Below are 18,790 nucleotides of genomic sequence, written 5' to 3' on the forward strand. Positions count from 1 at the left end.
GGTGCTCGGGTGGATGAGCACCGTGGTGCTCGGGTGGGTGGTCGTCACGGCTGGCCCTGGTGTTCGTTGGTGAGCAGCGGGTTCCACAGGCGGCGGGCCAGTTCGCCGAAGCGGGTCGGTTCGGATTGCGGGGAGGACGGATCCCCGGCGGGGGCCTCGGTCAGCTGGTGGAAGCGCGGGGCCGGGCCGAGGATGTAGCGCAGGTAGCGGTCGGTGTGTTCGCCGTAGCGGCCGGGACCGTCCTTGCCGCCGTCGAACTCGTGTTCCGCGGCCAGCAGCGCGTCCTCGGGGGTGGCGCCGGCCAGGCGGCGTTCGGCGTAGACCGCGGAGGCCGCGGGGACGATGGGCAGGGGCTCGGCCAGGCCGCGGTCGCGCAGGTCCGCCAGCTCGCGCAGCAGGGCCCGGGCCGTGGGCGCGTTCGGCGAGACCAGGGTGGACTGCCAGGTGGGGCGCTGCATCTTGCCGCGCCCGATCGTGATGGCCCGCCAGCTCTGATGATCGCCGGTGGCCGCGAGCGCCAGCAGCCGCACCCACGCGGCCATCCGGTGTTTGGGCGCGACCCGGGAGAAGGTCGTGCGCAGCACCGCGTCGTCGTGCACCTCGGGCACCGTGCCGGTGAGCCGGCGGCCGTCGCCCAGATCCACCGCGATGTCGACGGTGCGGCCCGGGATCTCGTGCAGCGGCTGCGCGACCCGCACCAGCCGGTCCACGGTGCCCTCCACCTCGTCCAGCACGGCCGCGCCGAGCGCGAACGGCGGCAGGGTGCCGCGCCGCCACTCCGCGGCCCGCAGCGCGTTCGGATCGACCCCGGTGAGCCGGGAGGTCAGCATGCGCTCGCCGATGTTCCATTTGCTGAGCCCGTCGAGTTCCACGGGCAGCCGGTCGGCGATCTCCTCGGCGTCCTCGGGCACCCGAATCCCCAAGCGCTGCCACAGGAACGCGCGCATGGGATGTTCGACGAAGGCCACCAGGTCCGCGAGCTCCACATCCGCGGGCTCACCGCTCGGCAGCGGGGCCGCCAGGAACGGCGGGCGCGGCCCGGCCGGTCGTTGGGCCGCCCGCGCGCCCGCCAGCGCGACGGTGTCGAAGCTGAACGGCCGCTCGGCCCGGAAGTTGCGACGGTCGAAGGGCTGCAACGGATGTCGCGTGATCACGTGGTCCATGGCCGCGGCCCCGACGTGGGCGCGCACCGTGTCCAGCACCTCGGCCAGCGGAATCGCGGGCGGCCGATGTGCACCGGACACCGGATCGGATCCGGTGTGCAGCAACACCAGTCGCTCCCCCGCCGCCATGATGGCGTCCAGCAGCAGCTGCCGATCCTCGCTGCGCGGATCGCGGTCCCCCGGGCGGCGATGCCGGGCCAGCACGTCGTCCCCGTCCACCCCGCCGGCGCGCGGGAACACCTCGTCGTCGAGTCCGAGCAGCACCACGACCCGGTGCGGCACCGACCGCATGGGCACCATAGTGCACACCGTCAGCTCACCGGTGCGGAAGTTCGCGCGCGAGGGCCGCCCGGCCAGCCTGGCGTCCAGCAGCGCCGCGATGTCGGTGAGCCGCAGCGGAATACGGCCCGCGTGCTCGGTGGCCGCGGCGAGCTCGCGCCGGGCCTGCACGCCCATCCAGCCCTGCGACAGCGGCACATCGGTCAGCAGATCCAGGGCCCGGCCCAGCACCTGCGCCCACTCGGCGGCGGGCCGCGCGGACCCCGCGGGCTCCTCCAGGGTCGGCCCGCGCAGATCGCGCAGACAGACCGCGAGCCGGTCGACGAACTCGGCGAAGCGCCCCGCCAGGTCGATGTCGTTGCTGTCCACGTCGTCCAGCGGCAACACCAATTCCAGCCAGTCCTCGCTGGATTCGCCCGCGGCCACACCCAGCAGGATCCGGTCGACGGCCGCGTTGAGGGTGTTCTGCGCGAAGTCCCCGAGCCCGAACGCCTGCCGCTGGCGCTGTCCGATCCCCCAGCGCGCGCCGGTCTCCGCGGCCCAGTCCCGCAGTCGCTCGATGTCGTCGTCGTCGAAACCGCAGCGCAGCCGCACCGGTTCGGACGCGGCCAGATCCAGCGCCTCGGTGACCGTGACCCGCCCGTCGGCCAACTCCAGCAGAATGCCGATGACATCCAGCAGCGGATTCACCGCGCGCTGCGCCCGATCCGCCAGGCGCACCCGCAGCCCGTGCGCGGGATGCCCGTTCTCACCGCCCTCGAGGGACCACTGCCCGAACGCCGCGCGCACCAGCGGCGCGTAACTCTCCACGTCCGGGCACATGACGATGACATCGCGCGGTTCGAGGGTCGGATCGGCCGCGAACAACCCGAGCAGACTGTCCCGCAGCACCTCCACCTGCCGCGCGGGGCCGTGGCACGAGTGCACGGTGATACTGCCGTCGGCCAGGCCCGGGTCGGGCAGCAGCGACCAGCGATCCTGCCGGATGGCGGCCTGCAACTCGGTCAGCAGGGTGCGCGAGCCCGGCGCACCCGCCGCACCCGCCGCGTCCGGGCGCGGATGGTAGGTGTCGATGTGGTCGTACCCCGCGAGCCGCTCCTGCAGTTCCCGCACATCGCGCCCGAGCGCCGCCAGCAGCGGATGCCGCACCCGCACAGTGGAATTCGGGATCACCTCGGAGTCGGCGAGCTTGGTCCACAGCGCCGGGCTCGGATGCACCAGCCACAGGTGCACACCCCGCCCGCTCGACAGCGCGGACAGCACCTCCCACTGATCGGTGCTCAAGCGCGTCACCCCGAACAGCGAGATCCGGTCCGGCAGCGACACCACCGACGGGTCCGCCCGCAGGCGCGCGCAGGCCGCCTCGAGCCGTTCGGCCGGGCTCGGCGCGCCGACCGCCGCGCGCAGCCGCCGCCACAGCTCGGGCTGCCAGCGCAGGTCCTCGGGCAGCTCGTGCCCCGCGCCGTCGGTGTCGGCCCCGCCCGCCCACTCGGCGATCATGGCCGGGCGCTGCTGGGCGTAGCCCGCGAACAGCGCCGCGATCCGGGCCGCCGTCGCGTAGCGCCGCCCGACCCGGTACCCCGCCGGGTCACCGTGCCCGAGGTGCCGGGCGAGCACCGCGCCCCACGGCTCGTCCAGCACCGCGTCGAGGACCGGCAGCAGGGTCCACACCACGCGCTCGGCCGCCCACGGATCCGCGTCCGGCGCGTACCCGGTGGCCTCGGCCAGCACCGCCGCGACCAATCCCGCCGGATCGGCGAAATCGATATTGGCCGATACTCCATCGGCGAGCGACGCGCTGCCCAGCACCGCGGACAGCCGCTGCTGCAGCCACCGCTCGATGCCTTTGGCCGGAACGGCCACCACCTCGGCGGTGAAGGGATCGGCCGGCGGATCGGCGAGCAGTTCGGCCAGCGCGTCGGCGAGCGTGTCCGCACGCTCGGCCCGATGAATGTGCACGAGCTGTGTTTATACAGTCAGCGACTCACATGCAATCACCGGGCACCCCGGCTCGCCGGGTGACGCCCGCCACACGCCGAAGATTAGCTAGGGCGCGTCACCCGGCATATCGAGTGTGGTATGCGACAGTGCATTTCGGGGGAGGCAGGAAAATCGGTGAAGGAAAGGCTGGTTCGAGGCATGTCAGCGTCGGTGATTCCCATGGTCCCCAGACGCGGGTTCACGGTCCGCCGGGTCGGAGACCGCTGGGAACTCGTGCATTCGCGGTATTACGGCCGCGGAGTGGTACTGGCGGCGTGGCCGCGCGATCGGCACACCGAAGCCTTCGAACACTGCTACCGGCTCAACGGACGCAGCATCGAGGAACTGACAGCCGCCTTCCGTTGATCGCATCGACGCGCCGGAGGGGTTCGCGAATCCCGGTGTGACAGTGGAATTTCGCTATCACATCCATTGCTTTCGCTCAAGACGTGCGCCAACCGCATTGTGATGTCTATTGTTCCCTGCGTGCGTTCCCCCATGGCCCGGCGCTCCCGCGTGGCCGCCTCCGCTTGCGTCCTCGCCGCTGCCGCCTTCATTCCAGCCGCACCGGTATTCGTCCCCTCGGCCGGTGCGCTGCCGGTACTCGCGCAGGGTTGCCTGCCCGGTTTCGACTGCGATCTGAGTACCCGGATCACCGCTGTCGACAACTACCTGCGAACCAGGCCCGGCACCACCGGATACGTGGTGCGGGACAGAGTCACCGGCGGCATCTATCGAAATGACCACGCGGAGAGGATGTTCTGGACCGCGTCCACCATCAAACTGGCCATCGCGGAGGATTTGATCAATCGCGCCCGGGTCGGGGCCATCAACCTCGATCCCGGTGATCGCGCCCTGCTCGAATCCATGCTCGCCACCTCCAACGACAACGCGGCGGACATTCTCTGGAACAAGTACGCGGGCATGGACCGCATGGCCTTCCAGAATGCCTTCCGCGCCAACGGAATGCGCAATATCGTGCCGCTGCCCCCGGTCACCACCGTGGAGCAGACGAAGCTGTTCCCGGACTGGGGATTCCAGCAGTGCAGCCCGTCCGACCTGGACGCGCTCATGGACAACGTGCTGACCCACATGCACCCGGACGATCGCGCCTACCTGGTCGATCGCATGCGCCGGGTCGACACCAACCAGCACTGGGGTGTGTGGGGCGCGGGCGCGGCCATGCAGCCCGGCCTGAAGAACGGCTGGTCGCAGGAGAACGGCGGCTGGGTCGTGAACTCGGTCGGGTTCGCCGGCCCCGGTGAGCGCTACACCCTGGCCATCATGAGCGAGCAGGGCCTGGACGGCAGCTACACCGACGGCTCGGAAACCACGACGCGCGTCGCGAAAATGCTCTTCGCCGGACGCTGACCGGCTCCGGACGAGGTCGCGATCCCGGCTCCGGCCGGGGTCGCGGCCCCCGCCGGGCACCCGGGGTGAGAACCGACCGGCCAAGATGACCACGAGATTGCCCCTGAGCGACCGCCCATATTGTATTTTCGATAGAGCTGTTGCGACGCGGTTTCCGATTGGTCCTGATTGGTCGTCGCACCTCACGCCGTACTACCGTTGGGCGTGAAGTGTCGTACTTTCACCGTCTGGCGAGGAGCAGGGACTAGATGAGCACCGATAATTCCGTCGAACAGCGCCATCGCGTGGTGGTGATCGGGTCCGGGTTCGGTGGACTGTTCGCCTGCCAGCACCTGCGCAAGGCCGACGTGGACGTCACGTTGATCTCCAAGACTTCCACGCACCTGTTCCAGCCGCTGCTCTACCAGGTCGCAACCGGCATCCTGTCCGTCGGTGAGATCGCCCCCGCCACCCGCATCGTGCTGCGCAAACAGCGCAACGTGCGGGTCATCATGGGCGAGGTCAACGACATCGACCTCGACGGCGGCACCGTCACCTCCCGCCTGCTCAACCAGGACACCGTCACCCCGTTCGACAGCCTGATCGTCGCCACGGGCGCGCAGCAGTCCTACTTCGGCAACGACCACTTCGCCACCTACGCCCCGGGCATGAAGACCATCGACGACGCCCTCGAATTGCGCGCGCGCATTCTCGGCTCCTTCGAAGAGGCCGAACTGGCCAAGGACGAGGAGACCCGCGAGCGCTTCATGAACTTCGTGGTCGTCGGCGGCGGCCCCACCGGCGTCGAATTGGCCGGGCAGATCGCCGAACTCGCCGATCGCACCCTGGACGGCACCTTCCGCAACATCGACACCCGCGACGCACGCGTCATCTTGGTCGAGGGCGCGGACGCCGTGCTCAAGCCCATGGGCCCCAAGCTCGGCGGCAAGGCGCACCAGCGGCTCGAGAAGATGGGCGTGGAGATCCAGCTCAACGCCATGGTCACCAACGTCGACGCGCGCGGTGTGACCGTGAAGGACAAGGACGGCACCCGCCGCATCGAGTCCGCGTGCAAGGTGTGGTCGGCCGGCGTGCAGGCCAGCGAACTGGGCAAGATGCTCGCCGAGCGCTCCAAGGGCACCGAGACCGACCGGGCCGGGCGCGTGATCGTCGAGCAGGACCTGACCATCAAGGGCTACCCGAACGTCTTCGTCATCGGCGACCTCATGTCGGTGCCGAACGTACCGGGCCAGGCGCAGGGCGCGATCCAGGGCGGCACCTACGCGGCCAAGGCCATCAAGGCCGGGCTCTCCGGGGAGCAGCCCGACGCGCGCAAGCCCTTCAAGTACTTCGACAAGGGCTCGATGGCCACGGTGTCGCGGTTCTACGCCGTGTGCCAGGTCGGCAAGCTCGAGTTCAGCGGGTTCTTCGCCTGGCTGGCGTGGCTCGCGCTGCACCTGTGGTACCTGGTCGGGTTCCGCAGCCGCTTCGTCACCGTCTTCGAGTGGTTCGTCTCGTTCCTGGGCCGGCACCGCGGGCAGATGGCCGCGACCGAGCAGTGGGTGTTCGCCCGGCTCGCACTCGAGGCGCTGGACGACCCGGAGGAGGCGCTCGAACTGCACAAGCAGATCGGCGGCGAATCCCCTTCGGAGAATGGCAAATCCACAGCGAACACCAAGACCGGTCCGTCCGGGGAACAGCGCGCAGGGTAATCCCCTAACCTCGACCGGGGGGATCCCCTAACCAATCCGGCCCGTATGACTGATCCGAATGCCCGACATCAGTGGACATTCGGTTAGAGAGGTCATCCATGGGCAAACGCCAACCGGTTGATCGGAGTTCGTCGCGTCGGCGGCGTATCGGTTCCCTCGCCATCGCGGGCGCGCTCCCGCTGGTCGCCGCACTCGGTTCCGCCGGAACCGCGGCGGCAGAACCGGTTCCGACAGAAGAAACCCAGCCCGCCGCCACCGAGCCGCAGACCGGACTGCTCGACACCCCGTTCGGGCAGTTCGCGGTTCCGGCAGAACTGCGCGGCCTGATCCCGGCCGCACCGCCCGCCGTCGAGACCGCGCCGGTCGCGCTCGACGTCGAACCGGCGGCCGAGACCGAGCAGGCGGTGGCGGCCGAGCCCGCCGTCGCCGAGGTCGCGCCGGTGGTCTACGTCGGGCGCGATTCCGCCACCGGGGTACGCCAGATCCCGAACGCCCCGCTCGCGGCGGTGGACTTCGACGCGCTGCGCATGCCCGATCCGGCGGCGGCCCGGGCCGTGGCCCCCATCGCCGCGCCCGAGGGCAAACTGCGCTTCGGTGACACCCAGGTCGATATCCCGGCGTGGCTCACCCCGGAGCAGGCCGCGCAGATCAACGGCGTGTCCGCGCGCGCCGAGGCCGATCTGGCCGCGAGCCTGGATTCGGCGGGCTTCGAGGCCAGCCGGTCGGATCGCATCGCGGCCCAGACCATCGGCAACGCCGCCGTCGGCGCGGTGGTGGGCGTCGGTGTGGCCGCGCCCGTGGAGATCGCCGCGGCGGCCATGGGCGGACTGGTCGGCGCGCTGGCCGGTACGCCGTTCGCGCCCTTCGGCTGGTTCTTCGGCCCGACCATCGGGGCCAGTGCGGCGGTCGCGCTCGTCGCGGTGCCCGCAGCGGCCGTCGGCGCGGGCATCGGCGCGGCGGTCGGTGCGGCCAACGGCGTCATGGCGCCGGCCGAGGTCGTGCCCGCGGGGTAGTTCCCATCGATCGAATTCGCCGGCAGACGTGTGCTCGGGCGCCGATAACCGGTTCTATCGAACCGGCAGCAACGCCCGAGTGATTGCAATCGCATCCGGGCCGGGATCCCTCAGCGGGGATTCCGGCCCTATTGCGTGAATTGTTCCGAATTTAGCTAACTTTCGGCAATACGGACGATTCCGATAGTCCGATTCGACCACCAATCCGGTTGACCGGCGGGTCCGAATGTCGGGCGTCGATGTCCCCCCGGAAGAAAGGTCGTAATGGCCGCAGGTAAGCACCGCGCGCTCAACCCGCACCGCAACAAAGTCGGAAATGTGGTGGCGGCAGGCGCGGTTCCCCTAGTCTTGGCGATCGTTGGCACCGGCGCCGCCAACGCCTCACCGGTGGAACCCAATGCGGTGACCCACACCGGCGACGCGCCCGCTCAGTGGCCCGCCGCCGACGCGCCCAATGTCATGCCCTACGAGGGCCTGCAGATCCCCGACCAGACCTACAGCTCGATCCAGTGGTCGCGTCAGGCCCCGGACAAGAGCTACCTGGCTCCCGTCGGAGTACTGCACCCGCCGGCGCCGGTCCCCGCGGTGCCGCCGATCGCCCCGCCCGCCGGTAAGTTCCGCTTCGGCGACGTGGTGGTCGACGCTCCGACCTGGATGGACAAAGAGCAGGCCATCCAGATCAACGACCAGTCGGCGCAGACCGAGGCCAACATCGCCACCTTCCTCGACTCGATCGGGATGGAGCGCAGCCGTTCCGACCGGATCGCCGGACAGACCGTCGGCACCGCGGCCATGGGTGCGGTCGCGGGCGCGAGTGCCTCGATGCCGGTCGCGCTCACCTCGGCGACCGTCGGCGCGGCCCTGGGCCTCGTGGTCGGCCTGCCGCTGTTCCCGGTCGGCCTCGTGGCCGGTCCGCTGGCCGGCGCGGCCGCCGGCGCCGCTGCCGTCGCCATCCCCGCTGCCGTGGCAGGCGCCGCGGTGGGTGCGGCCGTCGGCGCGGTGAACGCGTACAACGCTCCGCCGCGCGTCGTCGGCAACTGATTTCGTTTCGGCGACACTCTTTTCGCGGTAATTCGATAGTGAGCAGGACCGTGCGGCGGGTACCGGGGGTGAGGTCCGGTTCCCGTCGCACGTGAAGTTTCCGGGTGGTCCGCACGCGCCGCTTCGCGCGCCCACCGGCACGCCGCGGGTCACACGCGCAGGAGCCGCGCGGTCCGGGTGAACAGCGTGCCCCCGGCGGCGAGCGGCAGCAACGCCGACTCCGGTCCGGCGGTCTCGGCCGCACGGGAATCCGGATAGGTGAGAACACTTTCCAGCGCGCGCGGACCGGACAGCGCGTCCTCGGTCACGGCGTCCGCGCCCAGCTCCAGCCGGTGTCGCAGCAGCGGCGTATCGCCCACATCGGCGCGCAGCTCCCCCGACCAGTACCCGTGGTCCTCGCCGATCCGGCCGATCTGCACTCTTTCGCGCAGCCGCAGGCGCGCGTTCTCGCCCAGCAACACCGTGGTGAACGTATCGTGCCGCGCGCCGCCGGCGACCACCGTGGGTTCGGGATCGACGTCGAGCTCCCCGTCCGCGCCCACCTCGAAGCGCCAGTGCGCCACCGACGTCAGGGTTCGCAGACCCGGCAGCGCGATCGTGGCCGCCACCGACCGCACGGCGAGCCGCGCGCCCGGGCCCACCACGATCGAGATATCCAGTTCGTCCCCGCCCAGGGGCGTGGCGGCGGTGCCGATCAGGTGCACGGTCTCCGGGCCGGTGTGCCGCGCCGCGAGTCCGCCGACCGCGTGCAGCCGCGGCAGTTCGCCCGCCGCGGCCACGATCCGCAGTTCAGTGCGCACGGCCCACCGCCGCGGGCCGGCCGGCGGGTGCGTCAGTGTGTATGCGGCGCACCGGTTGTCGCATCCTGCGCGGTGTGCGCGTGCGTTCCGGCCGCGTCCTGGGCGGCGGCCAGTCGCAGCTGATCACGCACCCACGACAGCACCGGGGTCGCGGCCGGATCCTCGGTGAGCGAGGTGAACACGAACGGCCTGCCCTCGCGCACCTTGGTCGAATCCCGGTCCATCACGGCCAGATCCGCGCCGACCATGGGCGCCAGATCGGTCTTGTTGATCACCAGCAGATCGGAGAAGGTCACGCCCGGGCCGCCCTTGCGCGGCACCTTGTCGCCACCGGCCACGTCGACCACGAAGATCTGCGCGTCGATGAGCCCCGAGGAGAACGTGGCGGTCAAGTTGTCCCCGCCCGACTCCACCAGAATCAGGTCCAGCGGCGGATTCGCCTCGATCAGATCGTCGATCGCGTCCAGGTTCGCGGTGATGTCGTCGCGAATGGCGGTGTGCGGGCAGCCGCCGGTCTGCACCGCGGTGATCCGCTCGTCGGGCAGCACCGCGTGCCGCCGCAGGAAGTCCGCGTCCTCGGTCGTGTAGATGTCGTTGGTCAGCACCGCGAGGGACAGCTCCTCCCGCAACTGCCTGCACAACGCCGCCACCAGCGCGGTCTTACCCGACCCGACCGGTCCCCCGATGCCGATTCGCACCGGCTCCCCCGCCGTCCGCTCGCGCCGCGGCCGGTCCGGCCCATGATCGTGCGGCTCTCCATCGATGAAATGAGGTGGCATGGGTCCATCCTCGCCCACCCGCGTGAACCGCGTGTAACCCGCCCGGGATTGCGATCTGCCGGTCGACGAGGTGTGCGGTCGTGACTACACCGCCGCCGGTACCCGGGACGGTTTGCGAGACCTGCGACTCGTGTTCGACCCGAGTCTGTAGCGGAGCGAGACGCGTTCGCGCACTGGGACTTTCGTGTGGGTCAGGAGGCGAACAGGGGCATGTCCCTGGTCACGTGGCGTTCGGCCAGGACGTCCTGGAGGGGGTCCGAGAGGGCGGTCAGGGACTTCGCGGCGGCGCGGGCGGTGTCGTCGCACAGGGCGGACAGGCGGATGGTGCAGGCGGCCACGGCGGCGGGGTCCAGGGCCAGCAGGCGCTGGGCGGCGGTCGCGGCGCCGGTCATCGTGGTGTAGACGACGACCGCGGCAACCTCCTCGGGGGTGGCGGCGCAGGCCGTGCCGACGACGCCGAAGACCGTGGACAGGTGCGGGCGCGGGGGCAGCGGGGTCCAATCCGCTTGCGGCCAGACCTGTTTGGCCAGGCGCAGCAGGCCGCGGCCCTGGGCGCGCGAGGCCGCGCGCGCCGCCGGGGACGGGGTGCGGGCATCGGCCTCGAGCTCGGCGCGGGCCGGGGTGAGCTCGCCCGCGCACACTGCGGCGGCCAGCGCGGCCGCCACCGCGCCCGAGGTGCGCACCCGGCGGCGCAGGTACAGCTCGACCGTCCGTACGTCGCGCACGAGCCCGGAGGCGATGGCCTCCTCGATGCCGCCGGAGTGCACGTGCCCGCCGATGGGCAGGCGCGAGTCGGCGAGGTTGAGCAGGGTGGCCAGGCTCATCGGCGCTGCTCCGGGGATCGCATCGCTCGATCTTAAAGCGAAGCGGACCGGACGCTTGACCTGAACCCGGGGTGAGGTTGCAGGCTTAGCGGCAGTCGAGTTCTAGGAGTCACCGTGCACGCCATACGTCTCGAAGCCTTCGGGTCCGCCGAGAATCTGCGCTACGACACCGTCGAGGATCCGGTCCCCGGACCCGGTCAGGTGCGTATAGCGGTCGCCGCGAGCGGGGTGCACGTCATCGACACCGCCCTCCGGCGAGGCATCGCGGCGGGACCGCTGCCCCTGCCCGCGCTACCGACCATTCCCGGCCGCGAGGTCGCCGGCCGCGTGAATCTGATCGGGCCCGGTGTCGCGGAACAGTGGCTGGGCCGCGACGTCGTCGCCCACCTGGGGCCGGTACCCGGCGGCTACGCCGAACTCGCCGTCACCGATGCCGAACGGCTGCACGAGATTCCGGCCGGCCTGGACGCGCCGACCGCCGTCGCCATGATCGGCACCGGTCGAACCGCCCTGGGCATAGCGCAATTCGCCGACCTCACCCCGGGGACGGTGGCCATCGTCACCGCCGCCGCCGGCGGCATCGGCACGCTGCTCGTGCAATACCTGAAGAACGCCGGCGCCACGGTCATCGGCGCGGCGGGCGGGCCGGAGAAGGTCGACCTGGTCGCGCGCAACGGCGCGGACCTGGCCGTGGACTACCTGCGCCCCGACTGGGCCGACCGTATTCGCGCCGAGTACGGCGACCGTCCCGCGCGGGTGCTGTTCGACAGCGTCGGTGGCGACATCATCCGCACCGCACTGGGTTTACTCGAACCCGGCGGCACCCGCCTGATCTACGGGTTCTCCGACGGCGACGCCCCGATCACCGACGCGGAACTCGCCGCGCTCGGGGTGAGCTCGCGCGTGGTGCTGGGCCCGCCCATGCTCGAGCGCGCGGGCGGTCTGCGCGCCCTCGAGGAACGTTCGCTGGCCGAGGCCGCCGCCGGTCGGCTCCGCCCCGACCTGCACCGCTTCCCACTGGCCCAGGCCGCGACCGCGCATCGGGCCCTCGAAAACCGCGCCACCACGGGCAAAGTCGTGCTGATTCCCTGACACCGGTGAACGGCCCGCCGCAGACGCGCGGCGGCCCGCACACCGACCACGGACGTCATCTCCGAACCGCGCCCGCCACAAATGCGCGGCGGGCCCGCTTCACTCCCGGCCGCGGAAGCTGCGCTCCATGAAACGCTGGGTGGCGCTGCGGCGCAGGTCCGTCCACGCCTGCACGGGACCCGTCCACCACGGGGTGATCTCGTGCGGGCGCGAAACCACCGCGTGGCACACCAGATCCGCGGCTTCGGCGGCGGTGAGCCCGGGTACGCCGCTGAAATCGCTCGGCGCGCTCATGCGGGTGTGGACCAGGGGCATGTAGACCGAGGTCGTCGTGACGTTGTCGACGGCGATCTCGGTCGCCACCGTGCGCAGCCAGATGTCGAACGCGCCCTTGGAGGCGCCGTAGGCCGCCCAGCGCGGGGCGGGCGGCATGCGCAGGCCCCAGGTCGAGATGTTGACGATATGCCCGGTCCGGCGCTCGCGCATGCTCGGCAGCAGCGTCAGCAGCAATCGCACCGGGCCGAGGTAATTGATATCCATGGTGCGGGTGAAATCGTGGAAGCGATCATAGGATTCGTCGAGCGAACGGCGAATCGACTTGCCCGCGTTATTGATCACCACATCGACCCGCCCGTGCTCGGCGAGCACCGCGGCCCCGAGTTCCTCGACGGCCGCCATATCGGTGAGATCGGCGCGATAGATATGCGCGACACCGCCGTCCGCGCGGATTTCCGCGGCCACCACTTCGAGATCGTCGAGGGTGCGCGCCACCAGCAGCACGATCCCACCGGCGGCGGCGAGCTTCTTGGCCGCGGCCTTGCCTATCCCGTGCGAGGCGCCCGTGACCAGCAGCACCCGCCCGGACACGGCCTCGCGCAACTCTTTCGCGCGCGGCCGGGTGGTCGGATACAGAATCCTGGTCGCGACCCGCTCGGCGAACGGACGGCCGTTCGACCCGGGATTCTCGGTGGTGTTCGGCGTCGAATTCTCACCCACGCTTCGACTGTAACCTCGTTGGCGCGACCGGGGGCCTGAGTGGAAATACCCGGGGCACGAAGAGTTTTGCTACGGGATCGATCGCGTCCCGCACGGGAAAGGATGGGACGCATGCCGGTACAGACTCCGCCACAGCGGGATTCGGAAAACACCACCATCGGCGGCTGGATCGCCCGCGCCATCGCGGTGGTGATCTTCCTGCCGTTACGCGTGCTCTGGGAGGGCTGCAAACTCCTGGGCCGCGTGGTGGTCGCGACGCTCGAGTTCATCCTCGATCATCTGCTCGCTCCGATCGGCCGCTTCATCCGGCGCTGGATCGTGCGCCCGGCGATCGTGTTCGTCAAGGACTACCTGTGGGGCCTGGTGATTCAGCAGCTGCTGTGGGGCGCGATCCTCACCCCGCTGGGCGCGCTCCTGCTGGACTTCGTGCTGCGGCCGCTGAAAACCGCCGTGGAGCAGTGGATCTGGCGGCGCGCGCTGCGCCCGGCGCTGGTCTGGCTCGGCACCCGCGTCATCGCGCCGACCGCCCGGTGGATCGACCGCTGGATTCTGCGCCCGGTGACCCGGGCCGTCGTCCGGATCACCTGGTTCCTGGTGAAGTGGCTGATCGTTGTGCCGGTTCTGGCCCTCGTGCGGTGGATCATCCTGCCGATCGCGCACGCCTTCGGGGCCGCGCTGGCGTTCGGCTGGCGGGTGGCCACCGCCATCGTCGGATTCCTGGTGGTGGCCCCCTGCCGCTACCTCTACCGCACCGTCCTGCGACCGCTGTTCACGGCGCTGGCCCGCGCGTGGCGGGCGACCGTGGTGCGCCCGCTGCGCTGGATCAACGCCCGGGTCCTGCGGCCGGCGAACCGGGCGATCGGCGAGGTCATGGGCGCGGTGTTCGGCCGCTGACCCCGGCGATGATCGCCATGATCCCGAGCAGGATCGCGCCCGCGGTGGTGGCCACGTGCATGCCCTGCACGAAGGACGTGCGCGCCGCTTCGATCAGCGCCGCGTTGTCCCCGGCGTGCGTGATCGTCTCGCCCAGCGTCTGACCGAAATCACCGCCGTTGCGGAACACCAGCGCGGCGAGCGAACCCAGCAGCGCCAGGCCCAGGCCGTTGCCGAGTTCGAAACTGGTCTCGGAGATGCCCACCGCGGAACCGGCCCGCTCGGGCGGCACCGAGGACACCGCCACCTCGGACACCAGGGTGAACGCGATACCCAGTCCGGCGCCGGCGATCACGGTTCCGGCGATGTAGTAGCCGATCCCGTCGTGCACCCCCATGCCGAGCAGCAGCAGATTGCCGATCGAGGCCATACCGAGCGCGAGCACGAAACTGCGCCGGTTGCCCAGCAACCGCCCGACCCGGGCGCCGGTCATCGAGCACGCGAAAACCGTGACGGCCATGGGGATTCCGAGCAGCGCGGCCTGCAGTGGATCGCGTCCGGTCACCGATTGCAGGTAGGTGCTGGTCAGGAAGCTCATGCCCGCGAGCGCGAGCATGCCGACCGTGCTCGAGCCGATGGCGACCGAGAACAGGCCCCGGCGGAACAGGCTCAGATCCAGCAGCGGCTCGCTCAGGTTCCGCTGCCTGCGCACGAACAGCACGAGCAGCAGCGCTCCGACCAGGCCGATACCGATCGCGGGCGCGTCGAATCCCTCTGCGGCACAGTGCTTGATCGCGTAGACCAGGGGCAGGATGCCGCCGATGGACAGGGCCACGCTCCGCAGGTCCAGCGGGCCCAGGGCGGTGGCGCGGTGTTCGGGCAGCAGCAGCGGCCCGAAGACCAGCAGGACCAGCAGCACCGGGGTGTTGATCAGGAAGACCGAGCCCCACGAGAAGTGGTGCAGCAGTACGCCGCCGATGATCGGACCGACGGCGGAACCGCCCGCGAAGAAGGCCGTCCAGATGCCGATGGCGGTGGCGCGCGCGCGAGCCTCGGGGAAGAGATTGGAGATCAGCGCCAGGCTCGAGGGCAGCAGCGTCGCACCGCCGAGGCCCATGAGGGCGCGCGCGGCGATGAGCACCGGCGCGCTCGGGGCGAAAGCCGCCAGCACCGAGGCGAGCCCGAAGACCGTGGCGCCCGCGAGCAGGATGTTGCGGCGTCCGATGCGATCACCCAGATTGCCCATCGTGATGAGCAGGCCGGCGATCATGAAGCCGTAGATGTCCAGGATCCACAGCTGCTGGGTCGCCGAGGGATCCAGGTCCGCGGTCAGGGTGGGCATGGCCAGGTACAACACGGACATATCCATCGACACCAGCAGGACCGGGAGCAGTAGCACCGCCAGTCCGGCCCAGGCGCGGCGCGGCGTCTGCTCGGCAGAGCGCGCGAGAGTACTGGTCATCACCTATCCTTCGGGCTGAATTTTCGGGGCTGTACGCGGCAGCCCGGGAGATCGGAGCGGCCGTGCGTACGACGTACGCGTGGGCCGGGGTACAGTGTACGCACGCCGTCGTGGAAAAGGGAAGAATCATCCGATGACCGAGGCCAAGCTCACCCGGACGGCCATTGTCGACACCGCCATCACCCTCGCCGACGTCGACGGACTGGACGCGCTGTCGATGCGCCGCATCGCCGAGCGGATGGGTGCCGGGGCGATGTCGCTGTACCGGCACATCCCCAACAAGGACACGCTGCTGGCCGAGATGACCGACGAGGTCTCGCGGCGCAATCCCTACCCGCCCGCCGCGGGCCAGGGCTGGACCTGGCGTGATCGTGTGCGCATCGCCGCCGAGGTGGATTGGCGGCTGTACCGGCAACATCCGTGGGTGCTGTTCACCTTCGCGGTGCCGCGCTACAACTTCGGCGAGCACAGCCTGGTCGTGCTGGCGTGGCTGGTCGAGGGCTTCCGCGAGCTCGGCGTCGACACCCGCGAGGCGACCCGCATGTCACTGTCGGTGTGGAGCTACATCGCCGGGGTTGCCCTGCAGCACGTCAGCGCCGACCTGCTCGCGGTCCGCGACAGCGACGCCGAACCCGGCTCGGGCCTCACCGCGCTGCTGGACGGCACCCCGCGCTGGCCGACCCCGCCCGCCCTGGCCGACCTGCACGGCATCGGCGACGCCGGGCTCCTGGATCCCGGCTACCTGCTCGACAGCGGGCTGACCGCGCTGTGCGACGGCTTCGAGGCCCGCGCGGGCAGGTGATTCCGGCGTGGTTTCCCCGGCGGCGATGAATTCCGCCGCCGCGCATCGTCCCCATTGATGCATGCGGCGCACATCCGGCGTACCCGCCTGCGCGTCACGATTCGATCGACGAGGAGATGACATGCCATTCACCCCGGGCACACCCTGCTGGTTCGAGGTCACCGCACCCGATATCGGCGCCACCGCGGAGTTCTATCGCGGACTGTTCGGCTGGACCGCACAGGACATGGGAGCCGAGGCCGGGCACTACACGCGGTTGTCACTGGCGGATGCTCAGGTCGGGGGCATCGTGACCGCGCGCGCCGACGACGGTTCGCTCAAACCCGCCATCTGGCTGCCGTATTTCGCGGTCGAGGACGTCGCGGCCACGGCCGCCGCGAGCGTCGCGGACGGCGGCGCGGTCTTCCTGGAACCGCGAGACGCGTTCGGCGAGTTGGAGTTCGGCATTCTCACCGATCCAGACGGCGCGCCCTACGGCATCACCCGGCTGCGGACCGCGTCCGGCACCGAACGCTGGGGGCAGCCGGACAACCCGTGCTGGATCGAGTACGGCGCGGTGCGCGCGCCCGCCGAGGCGCTCGCCCACTACGGGCGAGTGCTGGGCTGGAGTTACGGCAATGCCGCGTGGGAGACCGCGACCGAGAATCCGTACCAGGCGATCACGGTGGCCGGGGGCCACGAGTTCGGCGGGGCGCACCGGGTGACGCCGGGTGAACCGGCGCCGTTCTGGGGCACCACGATTCGCGTCTCCGACGCCGACAAGGTCGCGGCGCGCGCGGTCGAACTGGGCGGCTGCGTGATCCAGGAGCCGCAGGACCTGCCCGGGCCGTCGCGGGTCGGCGTGCTCGCCGATCAGGCCGGGGCTATCTTCGGAATCATGGCCGTGGGCTGATGTCGCCGTCGAGGTAGACCCACTCGCCGTCGGCGCGGCGGAAGCGGCTGTTCTCGTGCAGCACGCCCGCCGCGCCGCCGGCCCGGTAGTGCGCGCGGAACTCGACCGTGCCCTCGGTGTGGAAGGGCCCGCCGCCGGTCGAGCCGAGTATCTCCAACCGTTCCCAGCGGGTGCCGGGATCGAAGTCGACGTCGGCCGGGCGCGTGCTCGGATCCCAGCTGCGCAGTAGATACGCCTCGTCACGCACCGCGAACGCGCTGAACCGCGAGCGCATCAGTTGTTCGGCGGTACCGGCCCGCACGGTTCCCGCGTGCAGACGGCCGCAGCACTCGGTATAGAGCGCGGGCAGACCGCACGGGCAGTCCTCGGCGACCGGACGGGGCTTCCCACGCTTCGACATGCGCACCATTGTGCTGGGACGAGACCCGGCGCCGAACAGCGGCATACCGCACCCCCTACCGCCCCGCGTCCGCACGCCGGCCCGGCGTGTTCGCGCACGGCCCGATTCACGGGGCGGCCGACGCTCGCGCAGCCGGTCGGACGATCGAAAGCACTGTCGCAGAACACATATGGGCACATTCATCGGCCGCGAAACAAACGCGGCCCTGTCCCGGTGCGCGGCCGAGGCTCGTGCGCCGAGGGTTACGACGGCTGATGGGCGACGGTGGGCGCGACCGTGGCCGTGGTGGCCCGGCCGTCCTTGACGTGCGCCGCACCGCCGTGGTCGCCCTGCCACATGATGGCGGCCAGCAGGCCGACCATCAGCACCAGGGTGGCGACCGGCGCGACGAGAACTACGGTGTGGCGCAGGCGTTCTCGCAGGGTCTCGGATTCGGGGTCACCGGGCTCCCGTGGCGCCATGAACCCGGGCGGCGGGAAGGTGGGTCCGTACGGGTCGCTCATACCCACCGACGGTATTGACCGATCACCCGGCATACAAACAGCAAACGCGAGAACTGCGCCACACCCCCGACATCACCCCAGTTCAGGGGCGTCGGGTGAGCTATAACACCCGTCAGTCGGCGTCTTTGACCACCGCGTAGGCGAATCCGTCCCAGCCCTTGCTGCCGACGGTCTGCACGGCGGTGGCCTCCAGGGTCGGCTCGGCCGCGAGCAGCTCGAGGACCTCGCGGCTGGCGCGCACCGCGGCATCGGCCGAATCCGGGTCCGCGATCCCGCCGTGGCGCACGACGTTGTCGACGATGATGACCGAGCCCGGGTGGGTCAGCCGCAATGCCCACCGGACGTAGTTCGCGTTGTTGACCTTGTCCGCGTCGATGAAGACCAGATCGAACGGCTCGGGGCCCTCCTCGGCGAGTACCGGCAGCGTGTCCAGCGCGGCGCCGACGCGGATGTCGACCCGGTCCCCCACCCCGGCCCGGTCCAGATTCGCGCGGGCGACCTCGGCGTGCTTGGGCTCGAACTCGAGGGTGACGACCCGGCCGTCCTTGCCGGCCGCGCGGGCCAGCCAGGTGGTGCTGTAGCCGCCGAGCGTCCCGATCTCGAGGACCCGGCGCGCGCGGGCGGACTTGGCGAGCAGGTACAGGAACTTGCCCTGCGGCGGCGACACGTCGATGGCGGGCAGCCCGGCGGCGGCGTTCGCGTCCAGGGTGGCGGCGTCCCCGTCTCCCACCAGGGTGTCCACCAGATAGCGATCAACATCGGCCCAGTCGGCAGTAGTCATACCGGCAAGTCTGCCACCGGCGCGAGAACGCCGGTCCCCTTCGATTCA

General features: G+C 70.7%; 18 protein-coding genes. 9 read left to right on the forward strand and 9 right to left on the reverse strand.

The annotated features are described in order from the left end of the window. Positions 1–44: 44 nt before the first annotated feature. Positions 45–3,401, reverse strand: a complete 3,357-nt coding sequence (recC, locus tag ACWDOP_RS12165; protein ID WP_456345088.1) for an exodeoxyribonuclease V subunit gamma — start codon at positions 3,399–3,401, stop codon at positions 45–47. A gap of 201 nt (positions 3,402–3,602) precedes the next feature. Here recC and ACWDOP_RS12170 point away from each other — a divergent pair, with 201 nt between their 5' ends. From ACWDOP_RS12170 to ACWDOP_RS12190, 5 genes are all read left to right on the forward strand, one after another. Then, complete coding sequence (locus tag ACWDOP_RS12170; protein ID WP_456345089.1) at positions 3,603–3,788, forward strand: hypothetical protein; 186 nt, start codon at positions 3,603–3,605, stop codon at positions 3,786–3,788. Positions 3,789–3,890: 102 nt separating this feature from the next. Further along, entirely contained in the window at positions 3,891–4,793 is a 903-nt protein-coding gene (locus ACWDOP_RS12175; protein WP_454205534.1) for a tat pathway signal sequence, read from the forward strand. A gap of 248 nt (positions 4,794–5,041) precedes the next feature. Continuing rightward, positions 5,042–6,484, forward strand: a complete 1,443-nt coding sequence (locus ACWDOP_RS12180; RefSeq protein ID WP_454205533.1) for an NAD(P)/FAD-dependent oxidoreductase — start codon at positions 5,042–5,044, stop codon at positions 6,482–6,484. Between the two features lie 98 nt (positions 6,485–6,582). Next, complete coding sequence (locus ACWDOP_RS12185) at positions 6,583–7,497, forward strand: hypothetical protein (RefSeq protein WP_456345090.1); 915 nt, start codon at positions 6,583–6,585, stop codon at positions 7,495–7,497. 348 nt (positions 7,498–7,845) lie between these two features. Beyond that, positions 7,846–8,538: a hypothetical protein gene (locus ACWDOP_RS12190; protein WP_454205531.1), complete on the forward strand. Its 693-nt coding sequence runs from the start codon at positions 7,846–7,848 to the stop codon at positions 8,536–8,538. A gap of 149 nt (positions 8,539–8,687) precedes the next feature. Here ACWDOP_RS12190 and ACWDOP_RS12195 read toward each other — a convergent pair whose 3' ends face one another. The 3 genes from ACWDOP_RS12195 to ACWDOP_RS12205 all read right to left on the reverse strand — a co-directional run bounded on the left by ACWDOP_RS12195 (position 8,688) and on the right by ACWDOP_RS12205 (position 10,941). Further along, a complete protein-coding gene (locus ACWDOP_RS12195) occupies positions 8,688–9,338 on the reverse strand; it encodes an urease accessory protein UreD (protein ID WP_456345091.1) in 651 nt (216 codons plus the stop codon). 32 nt (positions 9,339–9,370) lie between these two features. Continuing rightward, entirely contained in the window at positions 9,371–10,117 is a 747-nt protein-coding gene (ureG, locus tag ACWDOP_RS12200; RefSeq protein WP_454205529.1) for an urease accessory protein UreG, read from the reverse strand. 191 nt (positions 10,118–10,308) lie between these two features. Beyond that, on the reverse strand, positions 10,309–10,941 hold the full coding sequence (locus ACWDOP_RS12205) for an urease accessory protein UreF (RefSeq protein ID WP_456345092.1): 633 nt from the start codon (positions 10,939–10,941) through the stop codon (positions 10,309–10,311). Between the two features lie 114 nt (positions 10,942–11,055). On the opposite strand from ACWDOP_RS12205, the gene ACWDOP_RS12210 reads away from it, so the two are divergent. Continuing rightward, a complete protein-coding gene (locus ACWDOP_RS12210; RefSeq protein ID WP_456345093.1) occupies positions 11,056–12,033 on the forward strand; it encodes a zinc-binding dehydrogenase in 978 nt (325 codons plus the stop codon). A gap of 99 nt (positions 12,034–12,132) precedes the next feature. Here ACWDOP_RS12210 and ACWDOP_RS12215 read toward each other — a convergent pair whose 3' ends face one another. Continuing rightward, positions 12,133–13,029, reverse strand: a complete 897-nt coding sequence (locus ACWDOP_RS12215; RefSeq protein ID WP_456345094.1) for an SDR family NAD(P)-dependent oxidoreductase — start codon at positions 13,027–13,029, stop codon at positions 12,133–12,135. A 111-nt stretch (positions 13,030–13,140) separates the two neighbouring features. On the opposite strand from ACWDOP_RS12215, the gene ACWDOP_RS12220 reads away from it, so the two are divergent. Then, positions 13,141–13,923 carry a hypothetical protein gene (locus tag ACWDOP_RS12220; RefSeq protein ID WP_456345095.1) on the forward strand — a complete coding sequence of 261 codons (783 nt, stop codon included), beginning with the start codon at positions 13,141–13,143 and terminating at the stop codon, positions 13,921–13,923. Here ACWDOP_RS12220 and ACWDOP_RS12225 read toward each other — a convergent pair. Then, positions 13,898–15,364 (reverse strand): MFS transporter, encoded by a 1,467-nt coding sequence (locus ACWDOP_RS12225; protein WP_456345096.1) that lies wholly within the window; start codon positions 15,362–15,364, stop codon positions 13,898–13,900. The genes ACWDOP_RS12220 and ACWDOP_RS12225 overlap by 26 nt on opposite strands. Before the next feature lie 133 nt (positions 15,365–15,497). On the opposite strand from ACWDOP_RS12225, the gene ACWDOP_RS12230 reads away from it, so the two are divergent. After that, positions 15,498–16,166 (forward strand): TetR/AcrR family transcriptional regulator, encoded by a 669-nt coding sequence (locus tag ACWDOP_RS12230; RefSeq protein WP_454205522.1) that lies wholly within the window; start codon positions 15,498–15,500, stop codon positions 16,164–16,166. Positions 16,167–16,287: 121 nt separating this feature from the next. Further along, a complete protein-coding gene (locus tag ACWDOP_RS12235; RefSeq protein ID WP_456345097.1) occupies positions 16,288–17,058 on the forward strand; it encodes a VOC family protein in 771 nt (256 codons plus the stop codon). Here the strand turns inward: ACWDOP_RS12235 and ACWDOP_RS12240 are convergent. The 3 genes from ACWDOP_RS12240 to ACWDOP_RS12250 all read right to left on the reverse strand — a co-directional run bounded on the left by ACWDOP_RS12240 (position 17,042) and on the right by ACWDOP_RS12250 (position 18,742). Beyond that, on the reverse strand, positions 17,042–17,458 hold the full coding sequence (locus ACWDOP_RS12240; protein WP_456345098.1) for a YchJ family protein: 417 nt from the start codon (positions 17,456–17,458) through the stop codon (positions 17,042–17,044). The genes ACWDOP_RS12235 and ACWDOP_RS12240 overlap by 17 nt on opposite strands. A 242-nt stretch (positions 17,459–17,700) precedes the next feature. After that, on the reverse strand, positions 17,701–17,961 hold the full coding sequence (locus tag ACWDOP_RS12245) for a hypothetical protein (protein ID WP_456345099.1): 261 nt from the start codon (positions 17,959–17,961) through the stop codon (positions 17,701–17,703). Positions 17,962–18,073: 112 nt separating this feature from the next. Next, positions 18,074–18,742: an O-methyltransferase gene (locus ACWDOP_RS12250; RefSeq protein WP_456345100.1), complete on the reverse strand. Its 669-nt coding sequence runs from the start codon at positions 18,740–18,742 to the stop codon at positions 18,074–18,076. Positions 18,743–18,790 lie beyond the last annotated feature (48 nt).

Source organism: Nocardia sp. NPDC003693 (genome assembly GCF_053981095.1).